Source organism: Leucobacter sp. gxy201 (assembly GCF_051043335.1).
Taxonomy (GTDB): domain Bacteria; phylum Actinomycetota; class Actinomycetes; order Actinomycetales; family Microbacteriaceae; genus Leucobacter.
In genome coordinates this window covers 190,475-213,004 of sequence record NZ_JAMXWS010000001.1, presented here as the reverse complement: position 1 = coordinate 213,004, position 22,530 = coordinate 190,475, and the positions used below count along the sequence as shown (strand labels likewise).

The following is a 22,530-nucleotide window of genomic DNA, read 5'->3' as shown; positions in this document are numbered from 1 at the left end:
TTGCAGGCTCATCTCAACGGGTGCCCATGAGACGCGGCGGAGTCCCCTCGAGTCGAGCGATCGAGATCTTCACCTCGGTGAGTTCGGCTGACAGTCCGTCGATCCGTGCGCCCTGCTCGGAGAAGCGGGCATCCATATGCGAGGCGACCTGTTCGAATCGCGCGTCCGTCCGCGCTTCGAGGCGACGCACCAGCGTCACTGACGTGCCGATCGTGACCACAGCGAACGTGGCCATCGCCACGATGATGCTGATGGTCTCCGGGCCCAAGTACGCACCTCCTGCGGCGGGTGCTTCTTCAAGCGACCGTGGAGCGGGGCCCGGTAGGGCTCGGGATAGCTTTGTCCGTCGAAGGTGCCCTTCTGGACGCGAGGTGCCGTTATTCCCCGCCCATCAGGGCACCGCGCGTGCGTAGGGGCACCGACGGCGACCGTAGGAGACGCGACGGAGGCTCCGGTGCGATTCGATGGGATACTGGGACGATGGATTCGCACGACCGGCAGACCGCTGACCTCCTGATTCGCCCGTGCCGCGGCGCGGACGAGTATCCGATGCTGGTGGAGATCTGGCGCAGCGCCGTGCGCGCGACCCACGACTTCCTCGACGAGGCCGACTTCGCACGCATCGAATCCCGTCTCGCCGCCGACTACTTCCCCGCGGTCGCGCTCACCGTCGCCGAGCGCGGCGCGGAGGTCGTGGGCTTCGCGGGAGTGGCCGAGGGCAACCTCGAGATGCTGTTCATCACTGACGAGGCCCGCGGCGCCGGCATCGGTTCGGCTCTGCTCGCCGAGGCGATCGCGCACTACGGCGTGAACACGGTCGACGTGAACGAGCAGAACCCGGCCGCTGTCGGCTTCTACACCAGTCGGGGCTTCGTGCAGGTCGGCCGCAGCGAACTCGACGGCGACGGCCGCCCGTACCCGCTGCTGCACCTCGCGCTGCGGTCGTAGTCGACTCGCGGCAGACCCGTCGCCGCCCTCAGACGCGATGACGGCGCCGACGCACGGACGCGATGATGAACGCCGCGATTCCGGCAGCGCCGAGCACCAGGAACAGCACGCCTGCGACTACGCCAGCGCCGCCGCCGCGCCAGCCCCACGCCCCGGGCGTCGCGATGCCGGCGATCACCGCGAGCACGCCCGTCACGACCATCGCGATGGCGATGAGCAGCACCGGGATGCGGGCTGCGGCCGATTCGCTGCCGCGCAGGTGCGCGATGCCCGTGCACACCGCCATCGCGCCGAAGGCGGCGCCCGTCGCCCCGAGCCAGCGGTTGCCGACCACGATCAGCAGCACCCCGGCCGCGATGAAGACCGCGCCGACGACGAGCAGCAGCACGCCGTCGCGGCGCTCCTTGCGGCGCCCCTCGCGCAGTGCGCGGGCGAAGGCCTCCGATTCCATGCTTCGAGCTTAAGCGACTCGTACGCCCGGCACGCCTACGATGAAGGCATGGCCACCCATTTCTACACCGCTTCGAGCCTCGACGGCTTCATCGCGACCCCCGACCATTCGCTCGACTGGCTCTTCGCGCAGGACTTCGATTTCGAGGGCCCCATGGCCTACCCCGCGTTCTCGGCGGGCATCGGCGCGCTCGTCATGGGCGCGTCGACCTACGAATGGCTGCTCGCCGCCGACGAGGGGTGGCAGTACGAGCAGCCCGCATGGGTGTTCACGCACCGCGACCTCCCCGTGATCGAGGGCGCCGACATCCGGTTCGTACAGGGCGATGTGCGCGAGATGCACTCCGCGGCGGCTCGGGCCGCCGATGGCAAGGACGTCTGGGTCATGGGCGGCGGCGATCTCGCCGGCCAGTTCGCCGATGCCGGCCTGCTCGACGAGGTGTGGGTGCAGTACGCCCCCGTCATGCTCGGAGAGGGCCGCCCGCTCTTCCCGCGCAGACTGCACCTCGAGCTGCTCGACACGGCCCGCAACCGCGACTTCGTGTGCGCCCGCTACGGAGTAATGCACGACTCCCCGCTCGGCTGACGGGCCGGGCGGCGCAGCACTCGAACCCGTGCCCGCCGGGCCTGCTACCGTGACGGCATGACCGATTCGCGCTCGCTCTCCCCCGAAGACCTCGCCCACCTGCGCCGCTGCGTCGAGCTCGCCCGCGAAGCGCTCGACGACGGCGACGAGCCGTTCGGCTCGATCCTCGTCGATGCCTCGGGCGCCGTGCGCTTCGAGGATCGCAACCGGGTCAAGGGCGGCGACCACACCCTGCACCCCGAGTTCGAGATCGCCCGCTGGGCGGCGAACCACCTGACGCCCGCGGAGCGCGCCGGCTCCACCGTCTACACCTCGGGCGAGCACTGCCCCATGTGCTCGGCCGCGCACGCGTGGGTCGGGCTCGCCGATATCGTGTACGCCTCGAGCACCGAGCAGCTCACCGCCTGGCTTGCCGAATGGGACGTGCCGGCCGGCCCCGTGAACCCGCTGCCCGTCGAGGCGGTCGCCCCGGGCATCGCGACCCGCGGCCCCGCACCCGAGCTCGCTGACGAGGTCAAGACGCTGCAGGCCCGCCTCCACGGAAGGTAGCGCGACGCCGCCCTTCGGAGCGGCTCCCCGGAGCATCTCCGCGGAGCTCGGCGGGGTCAGTCGGCGCCGCCGGCGCTCCCCCAGCGTTCGCGGTTGAGCTCGAGCGAACGCACGAGCAGCTCGCGCAGCACTTCGCGATCGATACCGGTCAGCCGCGTCAGGTACAGGCAGACGCGGCTCGCGCGATGCCTGCCGAGCCGCTCGAGCAGACCGGGCCAGCGTTCGGCGAAGCCCTCGATGAGATAGATCGTGTGCTTCGCCGAGCCCGTCGCGAAGCCGAGTTCGGGCGCGCGCCCGCCGTGACCGGTCGCGTAACGGTACTCGTACTCGCCGAAGCCGATGATGCGGCCGGCCCATACCACGGGCTCGGTGCCGCTCACCGCGCCGAGCAGCGCGACCAGTTCGGCGGCCTCATCGCGCCTCGGGCCCGAGACCCGGCCCAGCACCTCGGCGATGCTCTCGCCGGTCGGGCGCATCGCAGGCTGCTTCGTCACCATCCCGACCTCACCGTTGCCAGACCAGGTACGCCTCGCGCAGCGCCGGGTAGTACTGGTCGAACCCCGGCCGCTCGGTGCCCTCGGTCGCGGCGACGAGCAGATCGAGGTAGTACTCCCAACCGGGGCCGATCTCGCCGACCTGCGCGAGGTCGGCGTCAGAGAGATGGTGCATGAAGGTCAGCAGCGAGTCGTCCTCGCCGTCCTCCTCGACCCGCAGCTCGAGGTGCCAGCCCCCGACCTCCTCCTCGGCCTGCAGCACGAGCCGCGCCGGCGCCTCGCATGCGTCGATGCGCATACCGATGGCCGGCTCGTGATCCTCGAAGCGCATGCGCACCCGCACGGCGCCGCCCGGCCTCGCATCTCCCTCCCACGGCCCGAACCACTGCTCGGTGAGCTCGGACTCGGTGAGATGCGCCCAGGTCTCCTCGGCGGCCAGCGCCAGGGATCGCACCAGCACGAGCACCGGACCCCGCTCGCCCGTCACCACTCGGCCGCTGGCTTCGCCACTCATCTCGTCTCCTCCGTGCACGGGCTCGGCGCTCTCCGTGCCTCGCGGCACAGCCTACCGCGCACCGCCCCAGACGCGCACCGCCCGCGCAGCCCCGAAAGTTCGCCCTCCCGAACATCAATGCGCCCCCGCGGCGAGGTCGTGGACCGGCTTCTCCCTCGCCTCCGGAAGTTGCTACTGTGATGCCTCGTGCGAGGCGCGGCCGCGGATCATCGGCCGGGCGCCGCAGCGCGCGACCTGCGCGCACGGCCGCACGGATCAGGGAGCAGCGACATGACCGAGTACGACATCTCGTACCCGCACGAGTACGATCACAGCCACGCCGATGTCTCATCGGGCTGGCTGCGCGCGAGCGTCTTCGGCGCGATGGACGGCCTCGTCTCGAACGTCGGACTCATCGCCGGTATCGCAGCGGCGGGCGCCGCCCCCGGCATCGTGGCGATCACGGGCATCTCGGGCCTCATCGCCGGCGCGATCTCGATGGCGCTCGGCGAGTACACGTCGGTGCGCACCGCGAACGAGCAGTTCGACGCCGAGATGACGGCCGAGGTCCAGGCTCACACCCGGAACCCGCAGGGCGAGCAGGCCGAACTCGAGCGCCGCTTCCTGCGCTACGGCATGACCCCCGAGATCGCCCGCACCGCTGCTTCTCAGGTGCAGGAGAACCGCGACAGCGCCGTGCAGTTGCACCTGATGCAGGAGCTTGGTCTCAGCCCCGACGGGCACCCCTCGCCCTGGGTCGCGGCCTTCTCGTCGTTCCTGTCGTTCGCGGTAGGCGCTTTCATCCCGATCATCCCCTTCATCTTCGGCTTCGGCACGCTCGGCTGGGGTTTCGCATTCGGCGGTGCGGGCCTCCTCGTCGCCGGCGGCCTCGCGGCGCGCTTCGCGCGTCATAACTGGGTGAAGGGGGCGCTGCGGCAGCTCGTGTTCGGCGGTATCGCGGTCGCGGCGACCTACACGATCGGCATGCTGCTCGGGGTCTCGTCGCTCGGTTGATCGGCGGCGATCCCTGTCGAGTGCTGCTTGCGTCCGTGAGCTCAGTCGGATTCGAGAGCTCAGTCGGACATTCCGGCCCGAATCCATCCGATCGAGCTCCCATCTCCGAATGAAGCCACGGCGCTCGCGAATGCGCCACCGCATCGCACAGCTGCCGTACTCTGGAAGCATGCCGAGCGCCGAGTTCACCGAAGCCGTTCTCGGCATCGTCGCGCGCATCCCCGAGGGGCGTGTCATGACCTACGGCGATGTCGGCATCGCGATCGGCTCCGAGGCGCCGCGCGCCGTCGGCCGCGTACTGGCGCTCTACGGCCATGCCGTCGCCTGGTGGCGGGTCGTGCCGGCGAGCGGCCTCCCGCCGCAGGGGCACGCGCGCCCCGCCCTGCCGCACTACCTCGAGGAGGGAACGCCGCTTCGCGGATACGACGCCCGGCACCCCGAGGACTACCGGCTCGCGCTGTCGACCGCGCGGCTCCCCTACACCCACGAGATCTATTCGGAGGTCGCCCTGTGAGCGAGCATCGACCCTTGCGCCTCGGCTTCGCGCGCGGCATGGCCCCCGGCAAGTGGGCGAAGCGGTGGCAGCAGGCGGTCGGCGAGCCGCTCCAGCTCGTGCCCCTCGGGGTCACCTACGGCAGGGATCACCGGCCCATCGACGGCGGCCCCGTCGATGTCATGCTCGAGCGCACCCGCCCCGGCGACCTGCCCGAGGGCACGGCCTCACCCGAACCCACGCGGCACGCCGTGCGCCTGTACATCGAGGCGGTCGCGCTCGTCGTCGCGGCCGACCACGAGCTCGCCGGCGAGCCGGGCATCGATGCGGCCGATCTGGCCCTCGTGCGGCTCATGGACCATGGGGATCACCTGGAGCAGTGGCCGGCCGCCGAGCCCGCCGCGGACCCGTCGTGGAGGCCCCGTAACGCTGCAGCGGCACTCGCGGTCGTCGCGACGGGGGCCGGTGCCATTCTGCTGCCGCTGCCGCTCGCCCGGCAGCTCTCGTCGCGCAAAGAGCACGCCGTGCTGCCCGTGACCGGTGACACCGACCTCGAGGGCGGCGTCGTCTGGGCGAGCTGGGATCTGACGCGCGACGCATCGGACGTGCAGCAGCTCGCAGGAATCATGCGGGGCCGCACGGCCCGCAGCTCACGCACGGCCGCGTCCACGGGCGACGGCGGCAGCGACAGCGCTCCTGGCGTCGGCGAGGCCGCGGAGCAGCGTGCGAAGCGGAAGCCGCCCCGCCCCGCGACCGCGGCGAGCAAGAAGGCCGGGCCGAAGCCGGGCTCGCGCGGCGCGCAGCTCGCGGCGGCGAAAGCGAAGGCCGAGCGCAAGAAGGCCGAGAAGCGCCAGGCGGCCGGGCGCAAGAAGCGCTAGGCGCACCGCTCTCCGCTACAGCTGCGCGGCCGGCACGTCGAAGGTACCGCAGGCCGTCGGGCCCTGCTGGTAGCCGGTCTGGAACCAGCGCTGGCGCTGCTCGGAGGTGCCGTGGGTGAAGCGCTCGGGGTTGACGCCGACGCCTGCCGATTCCATGATGCGGTCGTCCCCGACGGCGGCCGCAGCGCTCATCGCATCGGCGATCTCCTGCTGCGTCACCGGCTGCAAATAGGGCACGCCCTGGCTGTCGGGCACCGTCGACGCGTTCTGCACCCAGGCGCCCGCGAAGCAGTCGGCCTGCAGCTCGAGCCGCACCGAGCCCGAGGTCGGGCCGGTGTCGCGGCCGACGCCCTGCAGGGAGCCGATCAGGTTCGACACGTGATGGCCCCACTCGTGCGCGAGCACGTACATCTCGGCGAGCGGGCCGCCCGAGGCGCCGTACTCCTGACTCAGCGTGTCGAAGAAGGCGACATCGACGTAGATGGCTTCTTCGGGCGGGCAGTAGAACGGGCCCGTCGCCGACGAAGCCGTACCGCACTGCGACTGCGTGCTGCCTTCGAAGAGCACGACATCGGCCGGGCTGCGATACCCGTCGATCTGGCCCGCCCAGTAGCGGTCGAGCGAGTCGCTCGTGCCGGCCATGCGGCACTCGGCGTCGCGGTTCGCATCGGCGCCGGTAGCGCAGTTCTCGAGGTCGCCCTGGTACTCCTGCGAGACCGCGCCCCCGCCGAACGCCTGCTCGGCGACGGGCGCGAAGCCCGTGAGGTCGACGCCGAGCAGCTGCGAGCCGAGCAGCAGGAGCAGCACGATGGCACCGCCGCCGCCCGCGATCATGCCGCCCTTCTTCATGCCCCCGCGCCGCTTCGTGACCTTGCTGGTATCGATGCGCGCGTTCTCGTTGAACGTCATGCTGGGCTCCTCATCGGGGTTGCTGTGCGGCTGTCGGGGCGGCGCTGCGTCGCATCTTCAGTGTATGGGCCGCCGGCCCCCTTCGCCGCGCCTTCCGCGCGACGCCGCGGTGACTATTCCGCGAAGCGGTCGGCGGACGATCACGAAGAACGCATCGCGTTCTGAGTATCGGCCGGTGGCGCTACTGCGCCAGCCGAACGAGCGAAGCGGTCGGCGGACGATCACGAAGAACGCATCGCGTTCTGAGTATCGGCCGGTGGCGCTACTGCGCCAGCCGAACGAGCGAAGCGGTCGGTTGCCCGGACCAGGGCGTCGACGATGCCGGGCTCGCTCGCGGCGTGGCCCGCGTCGGCGATCATCTCGAACGCGGCCTCGGGCCAGGCGCGGTGCAGGTCCCATGCGGTGCGGGGCGGGGTGCAGGTGTCGTAGCGGCCCTGCACGATCACGCCGGGCACGCCGCGCAGCTTCTCCCCCGCATCGCGGATGAGCTGCCCGTCTTCGAGCCAGCCGCCGTTCGTGAAGTAGTGGTTCTCGATGCGCGCGAACGCGACCGCAGAGGTCTCATCGGCGCGGGCGGCGGCGATGCTCTGCGCTTCGGGGATCAGCCGGATCGTCGAGTTCTCCCACACCGTCCACTCGACCGCCGCAGGCACGTGCACGGCGGGGTCGGCGTCGAAGAGGCGCCGGTGGTAGGCCCGCACGAGGTCGTCGCGCTCGGCCTCCGGGATGACGGAGAGGTAGTGCTCCCAGGCGTCCGGGTAGAGCTGCGAGGCGCCCTCCTGGTAGAACCAGTGGATCTCGGTCTCGCGCAGCGTGAAGATGCCGCGCAGCACGAGCTCGGTCACCCGCTCGGTGTGGGTCTGCGCGTAGGCGAGGGCGAGAGTCGAGCCCCATGAGCCGCCGAAGACCTGCCACCGGTCGATCTCGAGGTGCTCTCGCAGGCGCTCGATGTCGGCGACGAGGTGCCAGGTCGTGTTCGCGCTGAGGTCGGCTTCGGGGTCGCTCGCGTGCGGCAGGCTGCGGCCGCAGCCGCGCTGATCGAAGAGCACGATGCGGTACTTCTCGGGGTCGAAGTAGCGGCGGTGGTCTGCGCTGGCGCCGCCGCCGGGACCGCCGTGGAGGAACACGACGGGCTTGCCCTCGGGGTTGCCGCATTCCTCCCAGAAGATCTGCTGCCCGTCGCCGACGGGCAGTCGCCCGAATGCGTGGGGTTCGATCGGCGGGTACAGGGTGCGCAGTTCAGTCATGCTTCCACCTTAGGGCGACGAGCGGGAGGCGCGCAGGCGCCGGCGCCCGCCCCAGGGTATGTCTTCGGCCGAAGATATGGCCGATCCCTGGGGCGAATGGCAGATATACGGCAGAAACCTGATCAACGGGCGAGACGGACGTGGCCCGACAGGGATCGCCGGGCACGGCAGGGATCACCAGGGCCCTTCACGGGCCCCGGCGATCCACCTAGGCCTTCGCGGCGGCCTTGGCCTCGGCCTTCGCGCGGGCGCGCAGCTCCTTCTCGTGGATCGGCCAGAGACCGGCGGCCTTCTGCGCCTCGACGTAGTCGTGTGCCTCCTGCTGGCGCTCGGCTTCGATGCCGGTAGCGATCTCGGCGCGCAGCAGCTCGGGCGTCAGACCGAAGGCATCGACGAGGTCGAGCGCGTGCGGGCGCAGGCGCCCGATGAGGCGGTCGATGTAGGCGGTGACGGCCTCGGCGCGCTGGCCCGAGATGCGGCCAGCCGTGAGGTACCACGCCGCGTTCTGCTCGATGAGGCCGAGCCCGAACAGGTCGCGCAGCCAGGTGAGCACCTGGCGCGATCCCTCGTCGCGCAGCTCGCCGATGCCCTCGGTGAAGGCCTCCCACTGCAGCAGCTCGGCGTGCGCGCGCGCCGCCGCGATGAGCTTGTTCTGCTGCGCGTTGAACGCGTCCTCGGTGGCGATGGCGCGGGCACGCTTGTCGCTCTTGTCGATGCCCTTGGTGGCGTCGCGCAGCGCGACGGCGATCTCGGCGACCATCGTCTCGACGCGGTCGGTGAGCAGTTCGCGCTGAGCCTCGGGGGTGCGCATGCTCTCGACCGAGCGGGCGACGCGGCCGAGGTCGGCGATGCTCTGCCCCATCTGGCGCAGGCCGAAGCGGCTGACCCGGTCGCCGATCTGGCTCGCGGCGGCCTTCGCGAGCGCTGCGCGGTCGCCGCCAGCGAACTGCGCCGCGTAATCCGAGAGCAGGCGCTTGCCGACGAGCTGCAGCAGGATGTTGTTGTCGCCCTCGAAGGTAACGTAGATGTCGAGGTCGTGACGCAACCCGGTGAGGCGGTTCTTCGCCATGAATCCGGCGCCGCCGCAGGCCTCGCGCGCCTCCTGCAGCGTATCGAGCGCCGCCCAGGTCGACAGCGGCTTGAACGCCGCCGCGAGGGTCTCGAGGTCTTCGCGGTTCTCGTCGGTGTCGCGCGCCCCCGAGAAGACCTCGTCGAACACGGTGAGCAGGCGCTCGTCGGCGAAGGCCATGGCGTAGGTCTGGGCGATGCGCGGGATGAGGCGGCGCTGGTGGCGGCCGTAGTCGAGCAGCACGGTCTCGCGGCCCGAGGCGCCGGGGAACTGGCGGCGCTCGCTGCCGTACTTGACCGCGATCGCGAGGGCCGCCTGCATGGCGCGCACCGAGGCGCCGTCGAGCGAGACGCGCCCCTGCACGAGGGTGCCGATCATCGTGAAGAAGCGGCGGCCGGGGCTCTCGATGGCCGACGAGTAGGTGCCGTCGGCGGCGACGTCGCCGTAGCGGTTGAGCAGGTTCTCGCGCGGAATGCGCACGTGGGTGAAGTACAGCCGGCCGTTGTCGATGCCGTTGAGACCGCCCTTGACCCCGTCGTCCTCGCTGCCGATGCCCGGCAGCATCTCGCCCTCGCGCGTCCGGATCGGTACGAAGAAGGCGTGCACGCCGTGGTTGACGCCCTGCGTGATGAGCTGGGCGAAGACGACCGCCGCCTGGCCGTGCAGCGCGGCATTGCCGAGGAACTCCTTCCACGCCCCGGCGAAGGGGGTGTGGATCTCGAACTCCTCGGTGTCGGGGTCGTAGGTCGCGGTCGTGCCGATCGAGGCCACGTCGGAGCCGTGGCCGATCTCGGTCATCGCGAAGGCGCCGGGCAGTTCCAGGCTCATGATCTGCGGCAGCCACTTCTCGTGGTGCTGCCGCGTGCCGAGGTGCAGCACGGCGGCGCCGAAGAGGCCCCACTGCACACCGCTCTTGATCTGCATCGAGGGGTCGGCGAGCACGAGCTCCTGGAATGCGGCGATGTTGCCGCCGTGGTTGTCGCCGCCGCCGAGATCGCTCGGGAAGGCGCGCTGGATCGCTCCGGCGTCGACGAGCACCTGCAGCTGGCCGAGGGCGCGCTCGCGGAACTCGTCCATGGGGGTGCCCTGCGCGGTGTGCAGCCGGGGGTCGGCGGCGAGCGCGCGCGACTCGAGGCGCTCCTGCTTCCACTTGCCGAGCAGTGCATCGCCGACCTCGGCGACGTTCATGCGCGGTTCGGTGCGTGCGGTGTTCTCACTCATCGGTGCTCCTTCGATGCGGGGCCGTTCGGGGCCTCGGGGCGATGCTCGTGCGAAGGCCGGTCCGGGCGTGCCGGGCACGCTCGGCCTCCGCGTGGTACTCAGGCTACGGCCGCCCGCGCGCGGGTGCCACCGGTCGGGCACCGGCGCACAATCGGGCTCCGGCGCTTCCCGGAGGAGTTTGTGGCAACCCGCCAAAATTCAGTGTCGCGGATTGTCAGCCATCGACCGGAGGGATGAAGCGGATCACGGCGACCGGGTCGAATACCCGGTCGGCGGCGAGGATGGTGCCGATGAGCGAGATCACGGCATGGGCGAGCTGCATGAGGACCATGAGCACGGCGCTCATCACGACGAGCGGCATCAGTTCGAAGCTGCCGCCCGCGTCGATCGCGATCTGCCCGAAGACCGCAGCGGCGAGCAGACCGCCGAGGCCGATGATCATCGCGAGCGTCGCCGTCAGCATCCAGTTCGCCGCCCAGCGCGCGTTCTCCCGCACGACCGGCGACGGGTCGCGCCGCACGTTCGCCTGCTGCACGAGCAGCACGATGGGCGCCACGATCCACCCTGCCCACGGGATGAAGGCGAGGAAGCCGAGCGCCCAGAACTTTCGCCCCGACGGCCGCGGCGCCCACGTCGGGTACGGCGGCGGAGCCTGCCCGGGCACGAGCTGCGGAGGCTGCAGGCCCTGCGAGGGCTGCTGGTCTTCGGTCATGCGGTGTCCCTTCGCGCTTTGCCGCTACTGCCCGCCGGGGCGGAAATCGCCGAAGAAGTCGGGCTCGATGCCTGCCTCGGCGAACAGTTCGCGGGTGCGCTTCTGCCGGGTGCGCGGGATCAGCGTGATGACCCGCCCGTCGGCGCCCGCGCGGCCCGTGCGGCCGGCGCGGTGCAGATAGGCCTTGTAGTCGTCTGGCGGGTCGGCCTGCAGCACGAGGTCGACGCGGTCGACGTGGATGCCCCGGGCCGCGACATCGGTCGCGACGAGCACGCGCGCCCTGCCTTCGGAGAACTTCGCGAGGCTGCGTTCGCGCCGTGCCTGGCTCAGGTCGCCGTGCAGCGAGGTCGCTTTGATGCCCGCGTCCTGCAGCAGCTCGGAGACCTGCTCGGCGAAGGCCCGCGTGCGGCAGAACACCATGATGCGCCCGGGCTGCGAGGCGAGCTCGACGAGCGCCCGCTGCTTGTCCTCGCGCATCACGAGCAGCACGCGATGCTCGGTGCCGCCGGCGGCGGCCTCTTCGGCCTCGTGCGCGGCGGGGTCGCGCAGGAACTCGGCGACGAGCTCTGAGACGCCGCTGTCGAGCGTCGCCGAGAAGAGCAGCCGCTGGCCGCCGCGCTCGGTCTGCCGCAGAATGCGCTGCACGGGTTCGAGGAAGCCGAGTTCGCACATGTGGTCGGCCTCGTCGAGCACCGATACGAGTACCTCGCGCAGGTCGAGCTTGCGACGGTTCACGAGATCCTGCACCCGCCCGGGGGTGCCGATCACGATGTCGATGCCGCGCTCGAGGGCGTGCACCTGCGGGTCGATCGGCACGCCGCCGACGAGCTGCGCCGTGTAGAAGCCGACGGAGCGCGCGATCGGCTGCACCGTGCGGTCGATCTGCAGCGCCAGCTCGCGCGTCGGAGCGAGGATGAGCGCCTTCGGGTTACGGGCGGCTCGCGCAGGAGTGCGCGGGGCCCGCTCGCCGCGCGGTGTCTTCGGCTGGTGCTTCTGCGCCCGGGGATCGGCGGCGAACGCTCCCTCGGCCTTGAGCTTCAGCAGGCGCTCGACGAGCGCCGCGCCGAACGCGATCGTCTTGCCCGAGCCCGTGCGCGCGCGGCCGAGCACGTCGCGGCCCGCGACGGCGTCGGGGATGGTCGCGGCCTGGATCGGGAACGGTCGATCGGCGCCGAGCTCGCCGAGGGTGCGCACGATGTTGCCGCCGAGCCCGAGGTCCGCGAAGGTCATGCCGCGCACGTCGGCGGCCGTCGTGCGCTGCGCTTCGATCCGCTCGAGCCGGGGCTGCGCCTCTCGGCGCTGCGGGTCGCTCTGCTGCCGGCGCGATCGCCCGTCGATCGGGTCGGTCGACTGCGCCGCGCTGCGGTCGCGACCCCGGTCCCGATCGCGCGAACGCGGCGCGTCGGTACCGCGCGTCGCTTCCGTACCGTACTTGCGCCCTCTGAGGTTCTTGCCGCCCTTGCCGCCGCGTCGCGGGTCGTAATCGGCGGGCGCTTTGAACCCGCGATTCTTCTTCTGGGCCATGGTTACCGGCCTTCCTGGTCGCCGCGCGTGCCGTCCGCCTCGGAGTCCGCTGGGGCTCCGGAGGCGGAGCTTGCGCCGGTATCGGATTCGGACTCGACGCCCGCTTCGGCGTCGGTGTCGAGCAGCGCCTGGCGCATGAGTTCATCCCAGTCGGGTTCGGGCTCGTCTGCGACGGGCACGGGCGCTGCCGGTTGCGATTCGGCGTGCCCGGCGTGGCCCGACACCTCGGGGGCCGACATTCCGACCCGCATGAGCTCCTCGAGGATGCGGCGCTGCGTCTCCGGGTCGGCGGTCTGCGCAGGCGCGGGCAAGGCCTCTGACGCCGTCGGTGGTGCGCAGTCCCGCTCGGCCGCGCTTTCCGGTTCGGGGGTGAACTCGGGATTCGGAGCACCAGCGGACTCCGGATCGGGCTCACCGTCCGGCTCCGGCTCCGGCTCCGACTCAGACTCCGACTCAGACTCGTGCTCGTGCTCGCCGAACAGCTCCGCGAAGACATCTGGCTCAGGCTCAGGCTCAGGCTCAGCGACGATCTCGGGCGCGGCATCGATCTCGGGCGCGGCATCGATCTCGGGCTCAGCGGCCGCCACGGGCTCCCAGGCGGCCACGGGCTCGGCGTCGATCACCCACGGAGCGACCGCCATGGGGCGCCCGGCCGGCTCCGCAGCGGTGGGCGTCCCCGAACCGGGAGCTGCGAGCGCGGCGTCGGCATCGGCCCCCGTCAGCGCGGGCACGGGTCCGTCCGGGGCGGCTGCGCGAACCCGGCGATCGCGCCGGTTCTCACGGCCGCGTTCGACGACGTAGTACAGTGCGGGCAGCACGATGAGGGTGAGGACCGTCGACGAGAGCAGGCCGCCGATGACGACGACTGCGAGCGGCTGGGAGATGAACCCGCCCTTCCCGGTGATGCCGATGCCCATCGGGGTGAGGGCGAGGATCGTGGCGAGCGCGGTCATCACGATGGGGCGCAGACGCTGCATCGCGCCGTGCGTCACGGCATCGTGCAGAGAGTCGCCGCGCTCTCGGTACTGGTTCACCAGGTCGATGAGCACGATCGCGTTCGTCACGACGATGCCGACGAGCATGAGCACGCCGATGAGCGATGCGACGCCGAGCGGGATGCCGGTCGCGACGAGCAGCAGCAGCGCGCCCGTGGCCGCGAACGGCACCGAGACGAGCAGCAGCAGCGGCTGCAGCAGGCTGCGGAAGGTGGCGACCATCACGACGTAGACGATGAGGATCGCGGCCAGCAGCGCGAGCCCGAGCTGTTCGAACGCTTCGCTCTGCTGCGCCATAACGCCGCCGATGCTCGCGTTCGCGCCCTCGGGCAGCTGCACCGAGTCGAGCGCGGCGGTCACCTCGAGGCCGGCGGCGCCGAGGTCGTCGCTCTTCGGCAGCGCCGAGACGGTCACCACCCGGGCGCCGTCTTCGCTGCGCACGGTGACCGGGCCGTCGGCGACCTCGACCGCGGCGACCTGCGAGAGGGCGACCGGGCCGAGCGCGCTCTGGATGCCGAGGGCCGCGACTCCGGCCTGGTCGGTCGGTGGCACGCCGACCGCGAGGTAGACGGCCGTGCTGGTCTCGTCGACGACGATCTGGCCGATCTGCTGCGGCTGCATCTGCTGCGCGACCTGCATGGCGACCGCGGTCTCGGTCAACCCGAACTGGGCCGCGGCTGCGCGATCGACGGCGACCTTGAGGAACGGGCGCGACTGCGCGAGATCGCTCTCGACCTGTTCCAGCGACGGCTGCTCCGCGAGCGCCGCGACGACCGCGTCGCTCGCCTCTGCCAGGGTCGCCTGGTCGGGGGCCTCGACGGTGACGGCGATGCTGCTCGAGGCGGTGACGCCGCCGTCGGATTGGCCGAGCGAGAACTCGCCCGCGTCGTCGAGGGCGTCCACTGCGCCGCGGATCCGCTCCTGCAGCGCGGCCTGGTCGGCGTCGGCGTCGGTCGTGATCGAGTAGGTGACGGCGCCGTCGCCGCCCCCGCCGAAGATGGCGGCCATGCCGCCGCCGGCGCTGCCGATCGTGACCTGCACCGTCTCGATGCCGTCGACGCCGTTCAGGGCCTCCTCGACGCGTTCGGCCTGCGCGAGCTGCGCGTCGAGGCTCGTGCCGGGCGCGAGGGTCTGCACGAGGCCGACGGAGTTCTGACCCTGATCGCCCATGAAGCTGGTCTTCAGCAGCGGAGTCGCGGCGAGCGCGCCGGTGAGCCCTGCGACGATCATGGCGGCGCCGAGGGTGAGTGCGGGGCCGCGGCCCTTGAGCGTCCAGTCGATGACGGGGCGGTAGGCGCGCTGCAGCCAGGTGTCGCGCGGTTCGGGCCGCGGTGCGGCGGGCGTCGCGCCGCGGTGCGAGATGCGCAGGAACCAGTGCGCGAGCACTGGCACGATCGTGAGCGACACGAGCAGCGAGGCGATGAGCGCGATGGTGACGGTGAACGCGAAGGGGCGGAAGAGCTCGCCGACCATACCGTCGACGAACGCCATCGGCAGGAACACGGCGACGGTCGTAATGGTCGAGGCGGTGATGGCGCCGGCGACCTCGCGCACTGCCGTGACGATGGTACGGGCCCGTTCGTCGTCGGGCCGCTCGCCGAGATGCCGCTTGATGTTCTCGATGACCACGATGGAGTCGTCGACGACCCTGCCGATCGAGATCGTGAGCGCACCGAGGGTGAGCATGTTGAGCGTGTAATCGGCGAAGTTCAGGCCGATGAAGGTGAGCAGCACCGACATCGGGATCGAGATCGCCGTCACGAGGGTGGCCCGCACCGACAGCAGGAAGACGAGGATCACGAGCACCGCGAAGAGCAGGCCGAGCAGCCCTTCGGTGGTGAGCGTCTCGATCGACTGCTCGATGTAGGGCGCCTGGTCGAAGATGACGGTCAGCTGCGCGCCGCCGAGCTGCTCCTGCAGGCCGTCGAGCGAGCTCTGCACCGCGTGCGAGACGTCGACCGTGTTGGCCGCGGACATCTTGGTGACGGCGATCGTCAGGGCAGGGGCGCCGTCCACGCGCGAGATGCTCTCGACGGGGCCGGGTTCGAGTCGCACCTCGCCGACCTGGCCGATGGTGAGCGCGGTGCCGGGGATGGGCAGCGCCGCGACGTCTTCGACGCCCGTGAGCGCCGAGCCCGCTTCGATGGCGAGGGTGCGCTCGCCCTCGGTCACGGTGCCGGCGGCGACGAGCAGCCCGCTCTGCTGCAGCGTGTCGCCGAGTGTCTGCGGGGCGATGCCGTTCTCGGCGAGCACGTCGAGCCACGGCGCGATCGTGATGCGGTCGGGGCGGGCGCCGGTGAGCTGCGCGTCGCGCACGCCCTCGATGTCGCTGAGCTCGGGGATGGCGAGGCGCTCGATGGTCGCGGCCGCCTGCTCGGGCGTCTCGCCTTCGGCCGGCGCGACCGAGATCTGGATCACGGGGAAGTCGTCGATGCTGCCCGAGAGCACTTGCGAGTCGGCGGCCGCGGGCAGCAGCTCGGAGATGCGGCTGATCGCGCGCTCGACCTTCTGCTCGGTCGCGGTGATGTCGACGCCGTAGGTGAACTGCGCGACGACCATCGATGCCCCGGTGCTCGAGGTGGCGGTCGTGCTCTCGAGGCTCGGCACGGCCCGCAGCGCGGTCTCGATCGGGCCCGACACGTCGTTGTTCACCACCTCGGGCGACGCTCCCGGATACGAGGTGACGACGGCGATCGCCGGGAACTGCACCGACGGCATGAGCTCCTGCTTCAGCGACCCGACGCCGATGAGGCCGAACACCGCTGCGACGATCGTCACGAGCGCGATCAGGGCGCGGTTCTTGAGACTGACGACCGTGAGAAGATGCATGGCGTCCAGTATCCCATGCGGCATCGAGCAGCCTTCGGGTGGATAATGCAGGGATGCCCCTGATCGCGAACCGTCGTACTCTCGGAGCCACTACCCCGGCGGACTTCGAACGCCTCGCGTCGCTGCGCCGCATGCAGGGCGTGGCCGTCGCACTGCTGCTCGGCATGCTCGTCGTGTTCGTCGTCTCGTTCATGCTGCAGGAGCGGCTGCCGTGGCTCGGGTACGTGCGCGCCGCGAGCGAGGGCGGCATGGTCGGCGCGCTCGCCGACTGGTTCGCGGTCACGGCGCTGTTCCGCCACCCGCTCGGGCTGCCCATCCCCCACACGAATCTGATCGCGAATCGCAAGGACGACATCGGCGAGGGCCTCGGCTCGTTCATCGAGGAGAACTTTCTCGCTGACGACGTCGTGCACGACAAGCTCTCCGAGATCAGCGGGGCGCGCATGGCGGGCAACTGGCTCCAGGGATCGGGCCACGCGGAGCGCGTGGCCGAGATGATCTCGGATGCGGCGCTCGGGGCGCTGACGGTGCTCGACGACAACGATGTGCAGGAGCTCGTCGAGTCGCTCGTGCGGCGCCACGTCGTCGACCCGGAATGGGGGCCGCTCTTCGGCCGCGCGACGGCGTCGTTCGTCGCCGAGGGCCACCACGAGGCACTCGTCGAGATCGCGGCGCACCGCCTCGGCGAGTGGCTGGTAGCGCACCCCGACGCCTTCGACAGCGTGCTCTCGTCGCGCATGCCGACCTGGGTGCCGAGCATCGTCGACCGCTTCCTCGACCAGCGGCTGCACGCCGAGGCCGTGCGCTTCGCCGAAGCCGTGGCGACGGAGCCCGGGCATCCGGCGCGCGCCGCCATCACCCGCTTCCTCACCGATCTCGCGGAGGATCTGCAGCACCAGGAGCGCCTGCAGCAGCAGCTCGAGGAGTTCAAGCACGACGTCTTCGACAGCCCGCGCATCCGAGCGCTCGCGTCGGCGACCTGGGACACCGCGCGGGCGGCGCTCGTCGAGATGCTCGGCGATCCGGGGAGCGAGCTGCGCCTGCGCATGACCCGGGCGCTCGTCGATTTCGGTCAGCGTCTGCGCGACGACCCCACGCTGCAGTTCAAGATCGATGTCTGGGTGATGGAGGTCGTGGAGCACCTCGTGCGACGCTACCGCCACGACCTCGCGAACGTGGTGTCGGAGACCGTGCAGCGCTGGGACGCGCGCGAGGCGGCCGAGAAGATCGAGTTGCAGGTCGGTAAGGATCTGCAGTTCATCCGCATCAACGGCACCGTGATCGGCGCGCTCGCGGGGCTCGCGATCACCACGGTCGCGACGCTGGTGCTCGGCCCGCTCTCCGCGTAGCCCGTGCGGACGGCGCGGCGTCAGTCGGCGTAGCGCACGGGCAGCAGCATGTCCTGCGCCCGGTCGTCGCTCGCCGTGTGGTCGGCCCGCGTCGTGATGGCGCAGCGCGTCTCGCGGCAGTCGATGCCGTTGCTCGCGGCCGCCGGCACGGTCAGCTCGACTGCGAACGTCCCTGCCGAGGCGACGGAGTACCGGTGGGTCGCGAAGGCGCGCCAGGCCCAGTCGTCGGTGACCCAGGCGCTCGTGAGGTCCTCCGTCGCAGCGTTCCCCTCCTCCGCTCCCTCGGGGATGCCTCCGAGGCAGGGTCCCGGCTTCTGCGCGGGCGTGTCCGGGATCGCGCAGACCGAGACGTATATGCCGATGCCGGCATCGAAGCCGGATCCGGTGATGGCGAACGTATCGCCGGCGGCGACCGCGCCGAGATCGGCCGGTGCGCCGTCGGCGCTCTCGACGCGCAGCTCGCGCACTCGCCCGTCGTCGCCGGTCGCCTGCGACGACGAAACGAAGTCGGTCGGCACCTGCTGGCCCGAGCCGCCCGCGCTCGTGTGCGTGAGGATCGGCAGCAGCACGGCGATCACCACCGCCAGCACCATGACGGCCACTGCGAGCAGCGCGATGAGCGCGATGCGGGTCGCTCGACCGCGCCCAGACTCGGTGCTCATGCCCCAATAGTAATGTACGCGCGCGTCGGCGGTGCTTTCAGACTTCGCCCACAGCGCACAGAGCCCGAAACGGCGGTGGTGGAGTGCTCCATCATGCTAGAATCGCCCCTATACGTCTATTTCAGTTGAGTACCTGCCTCGCGAAGTCCAAAAACTCGCGGGGCCCGAATGTGTAAGGGGGTCACGCATGGGGCGCGGCCGTCAGAAGGCAAAGCACACCAAGGTTGCACGGGAGCTGAAGTACTTCAGCCCCGCGACGAACTATTCCGATCTCGAGCGCGAGCTCGCATCGGAGGCGCCGCAGCAACGTCCTGAAGAGGACCCTTGGGCGGAGTACGCGAGCAAGTACAACGCTGAGGACGACGACGAACGGTGAGCCCGGCTCCCCTCGGCTGACGGGCTCGCGCCCGCGCCGCTGAACCGTACGGGTGAGGCCCCCTTCGCGCGAAGGGGGCCTCACCCGTTCCCGGGACTACTTGCCCTGAGCTGCGACCGCGGCAGCGCCGGCTGCGGCGGCCTCGGGGTCGAGGTAGCGGCCCTTGCCTACGGCGGTGCCGTCTTCCGCGATGTCGTAGACGAGCGGCATGCCGGTCGGGATGTTCAGCGATGCGATGTCGGCGTCCGAGATGCCCTCGAGGTGCTTCACGAGCGCGCGCAGCGAGTTGCCGTGGGCCGTGACGAGCACGGTATTGCCCGCATTCAGATCGGGCACGATCGAGTTCTGCCAGTAGGGCAGCATGCGCTCGATGACGTCTTTCAGGCACTCGGTGCGCGGCTGCTCGCCGTCGATACCGGCGTAGCGCGGGTCGTTCGCCTGCGACCACTCGCTCGCGTCGTCGAGCACGGGCGGCGGGGTGTCGAACGAACGGCGCCATTCCATGAACTGCTCTTCGCCGTACTTCTGCAGCGTCTCGGTCTTATCGAGGCCCTGCAGCGCGCCGTAGTGGCGCTCGTTCAGGCGCCACGAGCGGCGCACCGGCACCCACAGCCGGTCGGCGCTCTCGAGCGCGAGGTTGGCCGTCTGAATGGCGCGGCTCAGCACCGAGGTGTGCAGCACATCGGGCAGCAGGCCCGATTCTGCGAGCAGCTCGCCCGCCCGGGCCGCTTCGCCGCGGCCCTGGTCGGTGAGCCTGACATCGACCCAGCCGGTGAAGAGGTTCTTCTGGTTCCACTCGCTCTGGCCGTGACGGAGAAGGATCAGCGTATTCGTCATACGCCCCAGTCTAGCGGCGGCGACTCGCCGGTTCAGAGCCGCTTGAGGCGCGGCACACGGCGGGTCGCACCCGCATCCGCCGGCACGATGACCTCCTGCGATGCGGCGAGCGTTTCGAGCACCGCGGCTGCGGGATCGGCGCCCGCGGCGCCTCCGCGCACCTCGAGCAGCGCATCCTCGGCGACCGACCGCTTCACCAGGGCGAGCGCGATCGGCCCCCACTCGTAGTGCAGTGCGGCACGGGTGATGCGCCCGACCGGGCGGGCATCCGGGTCTGCGGCCTTCCCGTCCGGGTAGACGAGCGCTCCTGGGACGGGCAGTTCGCCGGCCGAGCCGTCGAGGTGCAGCAGCACGAGCCGCCGCGGCGGGTGGCCGAGGTTGTGCACCTTCGCGACCGTCTCCTGGCCGCGGTAGCAGCCCTTCGTGAGGTGCACCGCGGTGCGCAACCAGTCGAACTCGTGCGGGATCGAACGCTCATCGACGTCGCCGTGCTGCGCCGGCCGCCAGGCGCGCACCTCGAGCGCATCGAGTGCGAGGAGGCCCGCGGCCTGCACGGTGCCGCTCGAGACGAGCGCGACGACGCTGTCGAGCTCGGTGCGGGCGAAGACGAACTGCGTCGCCGTCCAGTCTGCGCCGGCGTGCTCCGCGCTGTGCGCGTACTGCACACCGCCCGGTGCGACCGAGGCCCACGGGTCCCGCCAGGCGACGACCGGGCCGAGCCCGTTCAGGGCAGCTGCCGCGTCGCCCGCGAACGCGAGCACGGCGGCGTAGTCGGCCGACACGTCGGCGACCTCGACGCGCATCGCGAAGCGCATGCGGTTCAGGTAGGCGGCGAGCGCCTCGGCCGAGCCCTCATCGACGAGCAGCCAGCTCGTCTCGCCGTCGTCGACCATGCGGATGGCGTGCTGGATGCGCCCGTTCGGGTCGAGCAGCATCGTTTCGACGCCCTCGCCGGGAGCGAGCCGGGCGAGGCCCTGGCTCGTCATCGCATGCAGCCAGTTCAGCCGGTCCGCACCCGTGACGGTGACGATGCCGCGATGCGACAGGTCGACGATCGCCTCGCCCGCGGCGAGCGCCCGCTGCTCGCGCAACGGCGCGGCGTAGTGCATCGCGACGCCGTATCCGTCGGCCGCGACAGCGCCCGGCAGCTGGAGGAAGTTCAGCGCTGGCCCTTGAAGAGCTTGTAGATGACCGTTCCCGAGACCCAAGCGATCGCCAGCGATGCCAGGCCGAGAAGCCCGAGGAAGAAGAGTTCGAGAGCTAGGAGCATGGTTCGATCATAGCAGCGAGACGAGGGCGCTGATGAGGTCGATCACCGCGATGACGACGACCGATCCCGCGACGCTGAACGCCGTGCGCGTGATGAAGCCGACCTTCTGGGCGGTGCCGAGCTGCAGTGCGAAGGTGACGAGCGTCGCGATGCCGATCGCGAGCACGAGCCAGGGGAAGCGGCTCGTCTCGGGCACGAGCACGGTGATGAGCACGCCGAAGATCGCGGCGACGGCCCAGGCGATGATGAGCCGCGGCAGATGCCACGATTGCACATCGGTCATCTCGCGCGCGTGGGGGGCCGCGGCGCCGGCGGCGTCGGGGGCGCCGTGCGCGTCGGCGGGGCTCTGCTCGGTCACGGTCTCATCTTCGCACATCTGCAGGGATCGGCGATCCCTGCAGATGCGCGGCGCCCCGGCTCAGAACGCGGCGATGCCGGTGAGTTCGCGGCCGATGACCAGCTGGTGCACCTCGTCGGTGCCCTCGTAGGTGCGCACCGATTCGAGGTTCGCCATGTGGCGCATGACCGGGAAGTCGCTCGTGATGCCGTCGCCGCCGAGGATCGAGCGCGCGGTGCCCGCGATCTTGATGGCCTCGCGCACATTGTTGAGCTTGCCGACCGAGATCTGGCCGTGGCTCAGGCGCCCCGCATCCTTGAGGCGGCCGAGGTGCAGGGCGAGCAGCAGCCCCTTCTCGTACTCGACGAACATATCGGCGAGCTTCGCCTGCGTGATCTGCTTGCCGCCGATCGGCGCGCCGAACACCTCGCGGCTCTGCGAGCGCTCGACGGCGGCCTCGAGGCACGAACGGGCGGCTCCCATGACGCCCCAGACGATGCCGTAGCGGGCCTCGTTCAGGCACTGGAACGGCGAGGAGAGACCCTTCGAACCGGGCAGGATCGCGTCGGCGGGCAGGCGCACGTCGTCGAGCTCGATCTCGCACTGCAGCGAGGCGCGCATCGACAGCTTGTTCTCGATCGCGGTGGCGGTGAACCCCGGGGTGTCGGTCGGCACGACGAAGCCGCGCACGACGCCCTCCTCGTCCTTCGCCCAGATGACGCCGACCGCGGCGATCGAGGCGAGACCGATCCACCGCTTCTTGCCGTTCAGCACCCACTGGTCGCCCTCGCGCCGCGCGGTCGTGATCATCGTGTTGGGGTCCGAGCCGCCCTGCGGTTCGGTGAGGCCGAAGAAGCCGATCGCCTCGCCGCGGCCCATCGCGGGCAGCCAGCGCTGCTTCTGATCCTCCGAGCCGAACTTGGAGATGGCGCCCATGGCGAGCGAGCCCTGCACCGAGAGCGCGGTGCGGAAGCCGGAGTCGACGGCCTCGAACTCCATCGCGACGAGGCCGTACGCGACGGAGGAGGCGCCGCGCAGCCCGTATCCGTGCAGGTACATGCCGAAGGCGCCGAACTCGCCGACGGCGGGCAGCAGCTCGGTCGGCAGACGGCGCTCCTCGAACGCCTCGTCGATGATGGGGGCGATGCGGGTCGTCGCGAACTCGCGGGCGCGCAGCTGCCACTCGCGCTCCTCTTCAGTGACGAAGTCGGCGACGTCGAAGAGCTGGTCGATGGTGCTCATGGGGTCCTTTCGGTGTGGTTCGTGAGGCTGCGACCGCAGGGCTGGG

23 protein-coding genes are annotated in these 22,530 nt (G+C 70.9%); 8 read left to right on the top strand and 15 right to left on the bottom strand.

Features of this window, described 5'->3' with window-relative positions:
- Positions 1–13: 13 nt before the first annotated feature.
- Positions 14–268 (bottom strand): hypothetical protein, encoded by a 255-nt coding sequence (locus NHL51_RS00915; RefSeq protein WP_434141087.1) that lies wholly within the window; start codon positions 266–268, stop codon positions 14–16.
- A 212-nt stretch (positions 269–480) separates the two neighbouring features.
- Between NHL51_RS00915 and NHL51_RS00910 the strand changes: the two genes are divergently transcribed.
- Positions 481–948 (top strand): GNAT family N-acetyltransferase, encoded by a 468-nt coding sequence (locus NHL51_RS00910; protein WP_434141085.1) that lies wholly within the window; start codon positions 481–483, stop codon positions 946–948.
- Between the two features lie 28 nt (positions 949–976).
- Here the strand turns inward: NHL51_RS00910 and NHL51_RS00905 are convergent, their stop codons facing one another.
- Positions 977–1,399 carry a hypothetical protein gene (locus tag NHL51_RS00905; RefSeq protein ID WP_434141083.1) on the bottom strand — a complete coding sequence of 141 codons (423 nt, stop codon included), beginning with the start codon at positions 1,397–1,399 and terminating at the stop codon, positions 977–979.
- 48 nt (positions 1,400–1,447) lie between these two features.
- Between NHL51_RS00905 and NHL51_RS00900 the strand changes: the two genes are divergently transcribed.
- Together NHL51_RS00900 and NHL51_RS00895 are read left to right on the top strand one after the other, a co-directional pair.
- Positions 1,448–1,984, top strand: a complete 537-nt coding sequence (locus NHL51_RS00900) for a dihydrofolate reductase family protein (RefSeq protein WP_434141082.1) — start codon at positions 1,448–1,450, stop codon at positions 1,982–1,984.
- A 57-nt stretch (positions 1,985–2,041) separates the two neighbouring features.
- Entirely contained in the window at positions 2,042–2,533 is a 492-nt protein-coding gene (locus NHL51_RS00895; protein WP_434141080.1) for a nucleoside deaminase, read from the top strand.
- 56 nt (positions 2,534–2,589) lie between these two features.
- Here the strand turns inward: NHL51_RS00895 and NHL51_RS00890 are convergent, their stop codons facing one another.
- Entirely contained in the window at positions 2,590–3,030 is a 441-nt protein-coding gene (locus tag NHL51_RS00890; protein ID WP_434141078.1) for a DUF1801 domain-containing protein, read from the bottom strand.
- A gap of 7 nt (positions 3,031–3,037) precedes the next feature.
- Positions 3,038–3,541, bottom strand: a complete 504-nt coding sequence (locus tag NHL51_RS00885; protein ID WP_434141076.1) for an SRPBCC family protein — start codon at positions 3,539–3,541, stop codon at positions 3,038–3,040.
- Between the two features lie 270 nt (positions 3,542–3,811).
- Here NHL51_RS00885 and NHL51_RS00880 point away from each other — a divergent pair, with 270 nt between their 5' ends.
- The 3 genes from NHL51_RS00880 to NHL51_RS00870 all read left to right on the top strand — a co-directional run bounded on the left by NHL51_RS00880 (position 3,812) and on the right by NHL51_RS00870 (position 5,905).
- Positions 3,812–4,534, top strand: coding sequence for a VIT1/CCC1 transporter family protein (locus NHL51_RS00880; RefSeq protein ID WP_434141074.1), 723 nt, complete (start codon positions 3,812–3,814; stop codon positions 4,532–4,534).
- A gap of 169 nt (positions 4,535–4,703) precedes the next feature.
- Positions 4,704–5,048 carry an MGMT family protein gene (locus NHL51_RS00875; RefSeq protein ID WP_434141073.1) on the top strand — a complete coding sequence of 115 codons (345 nt, stop codon included), beginning with the start codon at positions 4,704–4,706 and terminating at the stop codon, positions 5,046–5,048.
- Positions 5,045–5,905 carry a LysR substrate-binding domain-containing protein gene (locus NHL51_RS00870; RefSeq protein ID WP_434141071.1) on the top strand — a complete coding sequence of 287 codons (861 nt, stop codon included), beginning with the start codon at positions 5,045–5,047 and terminating at the stop codon, positions 5,903–5,905. Before NHL51_RS00875 ends, NHL51_RS00870 begins: the two co-directional genes overlap by 4 nt.
- A 15-nt stretch (positions 5,906–5,920) precedes the next feature.
- Here the strand turns inward: NHL51_RS00870 and ypfJ are convergent, their stop codons facing one another.
- From ypfJ to NHL51_RS00840, 6 genes are all read right to left on the bottom strand, one after another.
- A complete protein-coding gene (ypfJ, locus tag NHL51_RS00865) occupies positions 5,921–6,814 on the bottom strand; it encodes a KPN_02809 family neutral zinc metallopeptidase (protein ID WP_434141070.1) in 894 nt (297 codons plus the stop codon).
- A gap of 221 nt (positions 6,815–7,035) precedes the next feature.
- Positions 7,036–8,061 (bottom strand): prolyl aminopeptidase, encoded by a 1,026-nt coding sequence (pip, locus tag NHL51_RS00860; RefSeq protein WP_434141069.1) that lies wholly within the window; start codon positions 8,059–8,061, stop codon positions 7,036–7,038.
- A gap of 208 nt (positions 8,062–8,269) precedes the next feature.
- Entirely contained in the window at positions 8,270–10,351 is a 2,082-nt protein-coding gene (locus NHL51_RS00855; protein ID WP_434141068.1) for an acyl-CoA dehydrogenase family protein, read from the bottom strand.
- Positions 10,352–10,565: 214 nt separating this feature from the next.
- On the bottom strand, positions 10,566–11,063 hold the full coding sequence (locus NHL51_RS00850; RefSeq protein ID WP_434141066.1) for a hypothetical protein: 498 nt from the start codon (positions 11,061–11,063) through the stop codon (positions 10,566–10,568).
- Positions 11,064–11,087: 24 nt separating this feature from the next.
- Positions 11,088–12,587, bottom strand: coding sequence for a DEAD/DEAH box helicase (locus tag NHL51_RS00845; RefSeq protein WP_434141065.1), 1,500 nt, complete (start codon positions 12,585–12,587; stop codon positions 11,088–11,090).
- A 2-nt stretch (positions 12,588–12,589) separates the two neighbouring features.
- Complete coding sequence (locus NHL51_RS00840) at positions 12,590–16,411, bottom strand: efflux RND transporter permease subunit (RefSeq protein ID WP_434141064.1); 3,822 nt, start codon at positions 16,409–16,411, stop codon at positions 12,590–12,592.
- A gap of 53 nt (positions 16,412–16,464) precedes the next feature.
- Here NHL51_RS00840 and NHL51_RS00835 point away from each other — a divergent pair, with 53 nt between their 5' ends.
- The gene (locus NHL51_RS00835) at positions 16,465–17,760 is read left to right on the top strand and encodes a DUF445 domain-containing protein (protein ID WP_434141063.1); all 1,296 of its coding nucleotides are present in this window, start codon (positions 16,465–16,467) and stop codon (positions 17,758–17,760) included.
- Between the two features lie 20 nt (positions 17,761–17,780).
- Here the strand turns inward: NHL51_RS00835 and NHL51_RS00830 are convergent, their stop codons facing one another.
- Positions 17,781–18,422 (bottom strand): hypothetical protein, encoded by a 642-nt coding sequence (locus NHL51_RS00830; RefSeq protein WP_434141061.1) that lies wholly within the window; start codon positions 18,420–18,422, stop codon positions 17,781–17,783.
- 187 nt (positions 18,423–18,609) lie between these two features.
- Between NHL51_RS00830 and NHL51_RS00825 the strand changes: the two genes are divergently transcribed.
- Positions 18,610–18,798, top strand: a complete 189-nt coding sequence (locus NHL51_RS00825; RefSeq protein ID WP_434141060.1) for a DUF3073 domain-containing protein — start codon at positions 18,610–18,612, stop codon at positions 18,796–18,798.
- Positions 18,799–18,894: 96 nt separating this feature from the next.
- On the opposite strand, the gene NHL51_RS00820 is transcribed toward NHL51_RS00825, so the two are convergent.
- The 4 genes from NHL51_RS00820 to NHL51_RS00805 form a co-directional block, all read right to left on the bottom strand.
- Positions 18,895–19,635, bottom strand: coding sequence for a phosphoglyceromutase (locus tag NHL51_RS00820; protein ID WP_434141059.1), 741 nt, complete (start codon positions 19,633–19,635; stop codon positions 18,895–18,897).
- Positions 19,636–19,667: 32 nt separating this feature from the next.
- Entirely contained in the window at positions 19,668–20,798 is a 1,131-nt protein-coding gene (locus tag NHL51_RS00815; protein ID WP_434141669.1) for a YgfZ/GcvT domain-containing protein, read from the bottom strand.
- 114 nt (positions 20,799–20,912) lie between these two features.
- Entirely contained in the window at positions 20,913–21,263 is a 351-nt protein-coding gene (locus tag NHL51_RS00810; RefSeq protein ID WP_434141058.1) for a hypothetical protein, read from the bottom strand.
- A 60-nt stretch (positions 21,264–21,323) separates the two neighbouring features.
- A complete protein-coding gene (locus NHL51_RS00805; RefSeq protein WP_434141056.1) occupies positions 21,324–22,484 on the bottom strand; it encodes an acyl-CoA dehydrogenase family protein in 1,161 nt (386 codons plus the stop codon).
- Between the last annotated feature and the right edge of the window lie 46 nt (positions 22,485–22,530).

Excerpts from the sequence above, each read along its gene's own strand:
- NHL51_RS00895 (WP_434141080.1), top strand. The coding sequence starts at position 2,042 with ATGACCGATTCGCGCTCGCTCTCCCCCGAAGACCTCGCCCACCTGCGC.
- NHL51_RS00840 (WP_434141064.1), bottom strand. The coding sequence starts at position 16,411 with ATGCATCTTCTCACGGTCGTCAGTCTCAAGAACCGCGCCCTGATCGCG.
- NHL51_RS00835 (WP_434141063.1), top strand. The coding sequence starts at position 16,465 with ATGCCCCTGATCGCGAACCGTCGTACTCTCGGAGCCACTACCCCGGCG.
- NHL51_RS00830 (WP_434141061.1), bottom strand. The coding sequence starts at position 18,422 with ATGAGCACCGAGTCTGGGCGCGGTCGAGCGACCCGCATCGCGCTCATC.
- NHL51_RS00845 (WP_434141065.1), bottom strand. The coding sequence starts at position 12,587 with ATGGCCCAGAAGAAGAATCGCGGGTTCAAAGCGCCCGCCGATTACGAC.
- pip (WP_434141069.1), bottom strand. The coding sequence starts at position 8,061 with ATGACTGAACTGCGCACCCTGTACCCGCCGATCGAACCCCACGCATTC.
- NHL51_RS00875 (WP_434141073.1), top strand. The coding sequence starts at position 4,704 with ATGCCGAGCGCCGAGTTCACCGAAGCCGTTCTCGGCATCGTCGCGCGC.
- NHL51_RS00905 (WP_434141083.1), bottom strand. The coding sequence starts at position 1,399 with ATGGAATCGGAGGCCTTCGCCCGCGCACTGCGCGAGGGGCGCCGCAAG.
- NHL51_RS00910 (WP_434141085.1), top strand. The coding sequence starts at position 481 with ATGGATTCGCACGACCGGCAGACCGCTGACCTCCTGATTCGCCCGTGC.
- NHL51_RS00880 (WP_434141074.1), top strand. The coding sequence starts at position 3,812 with ATGACCGAGTACGACATCTCGTACCCGCACGAGTACGATCACAGCCAC.
- NHL51_RS00805 (WP_434141056.1), bottom strand. The coding sequence starts at position 22,484 with ATGAGCACCATCGACCAGCTCTTCGACGTCGCCGACTTCGTCACTGAA.
- NHL51_RS00820 (WP_434141059.1), bottom strand. The coding sequence starts at position 19,635 with ATGACGAATACGCTGATCCTTCTCCGTCACGGCCAGAGCGAGTGGAAC.
- NHL51_RS00850 (WP_434141066.1), bottom strand. The coding sequence starts at position 11,063 with ATGACCGAAGACCAGCAGCCCTCGCAGGGCCTGCAGCCTCCGCAGCTC.
- NHL51_RS00900 (WP_434141082.1), top strand. The coding sequence starts at position 1,448 with ATGGCCACCCATTTCTACACCGCTTCGAGCCTCGACGGCTTCATCGCG.
- NHL51_RS00855 (WP_434141068.1), bottom strand. The coding sequence starts at position 10,351 with ATGAGTGAGAACACCGCACGCACCGAACCGCGCATGAACGTCGCCGAG.
- ypfJ (WP_434141070.1), bottom strand. The coding sequence starts at position 6,814 with ATGACGTTCAACGAGAACGCGCGCATCGATACCAGCAAGGTCACGAAG.
- NHL51_RS00825 (WP_434141060.1), top strand. The coding sequence starts at position 18,610 with ATGGGGCGCGGCCGTCAGAAGGCAAAGCACACCAAGGTTGCACGGGAG.
- NHL51_RS00885 (WP_434141076.1), bottom strand. The coding sequence starts at position 3,541 with ATGAGTGGCGAAGCCAGCGGCCGAGTGGTGACGGGCGAGCGGGGTCCG.
- NHL51_RS00890 (WP_434141078.1), bottom strand. The coding sequence starts at position 3,030 with ATGGTGACGAAGCAGCCTGCGATGCGCCCGACCGGCGAGAGCATCGCC.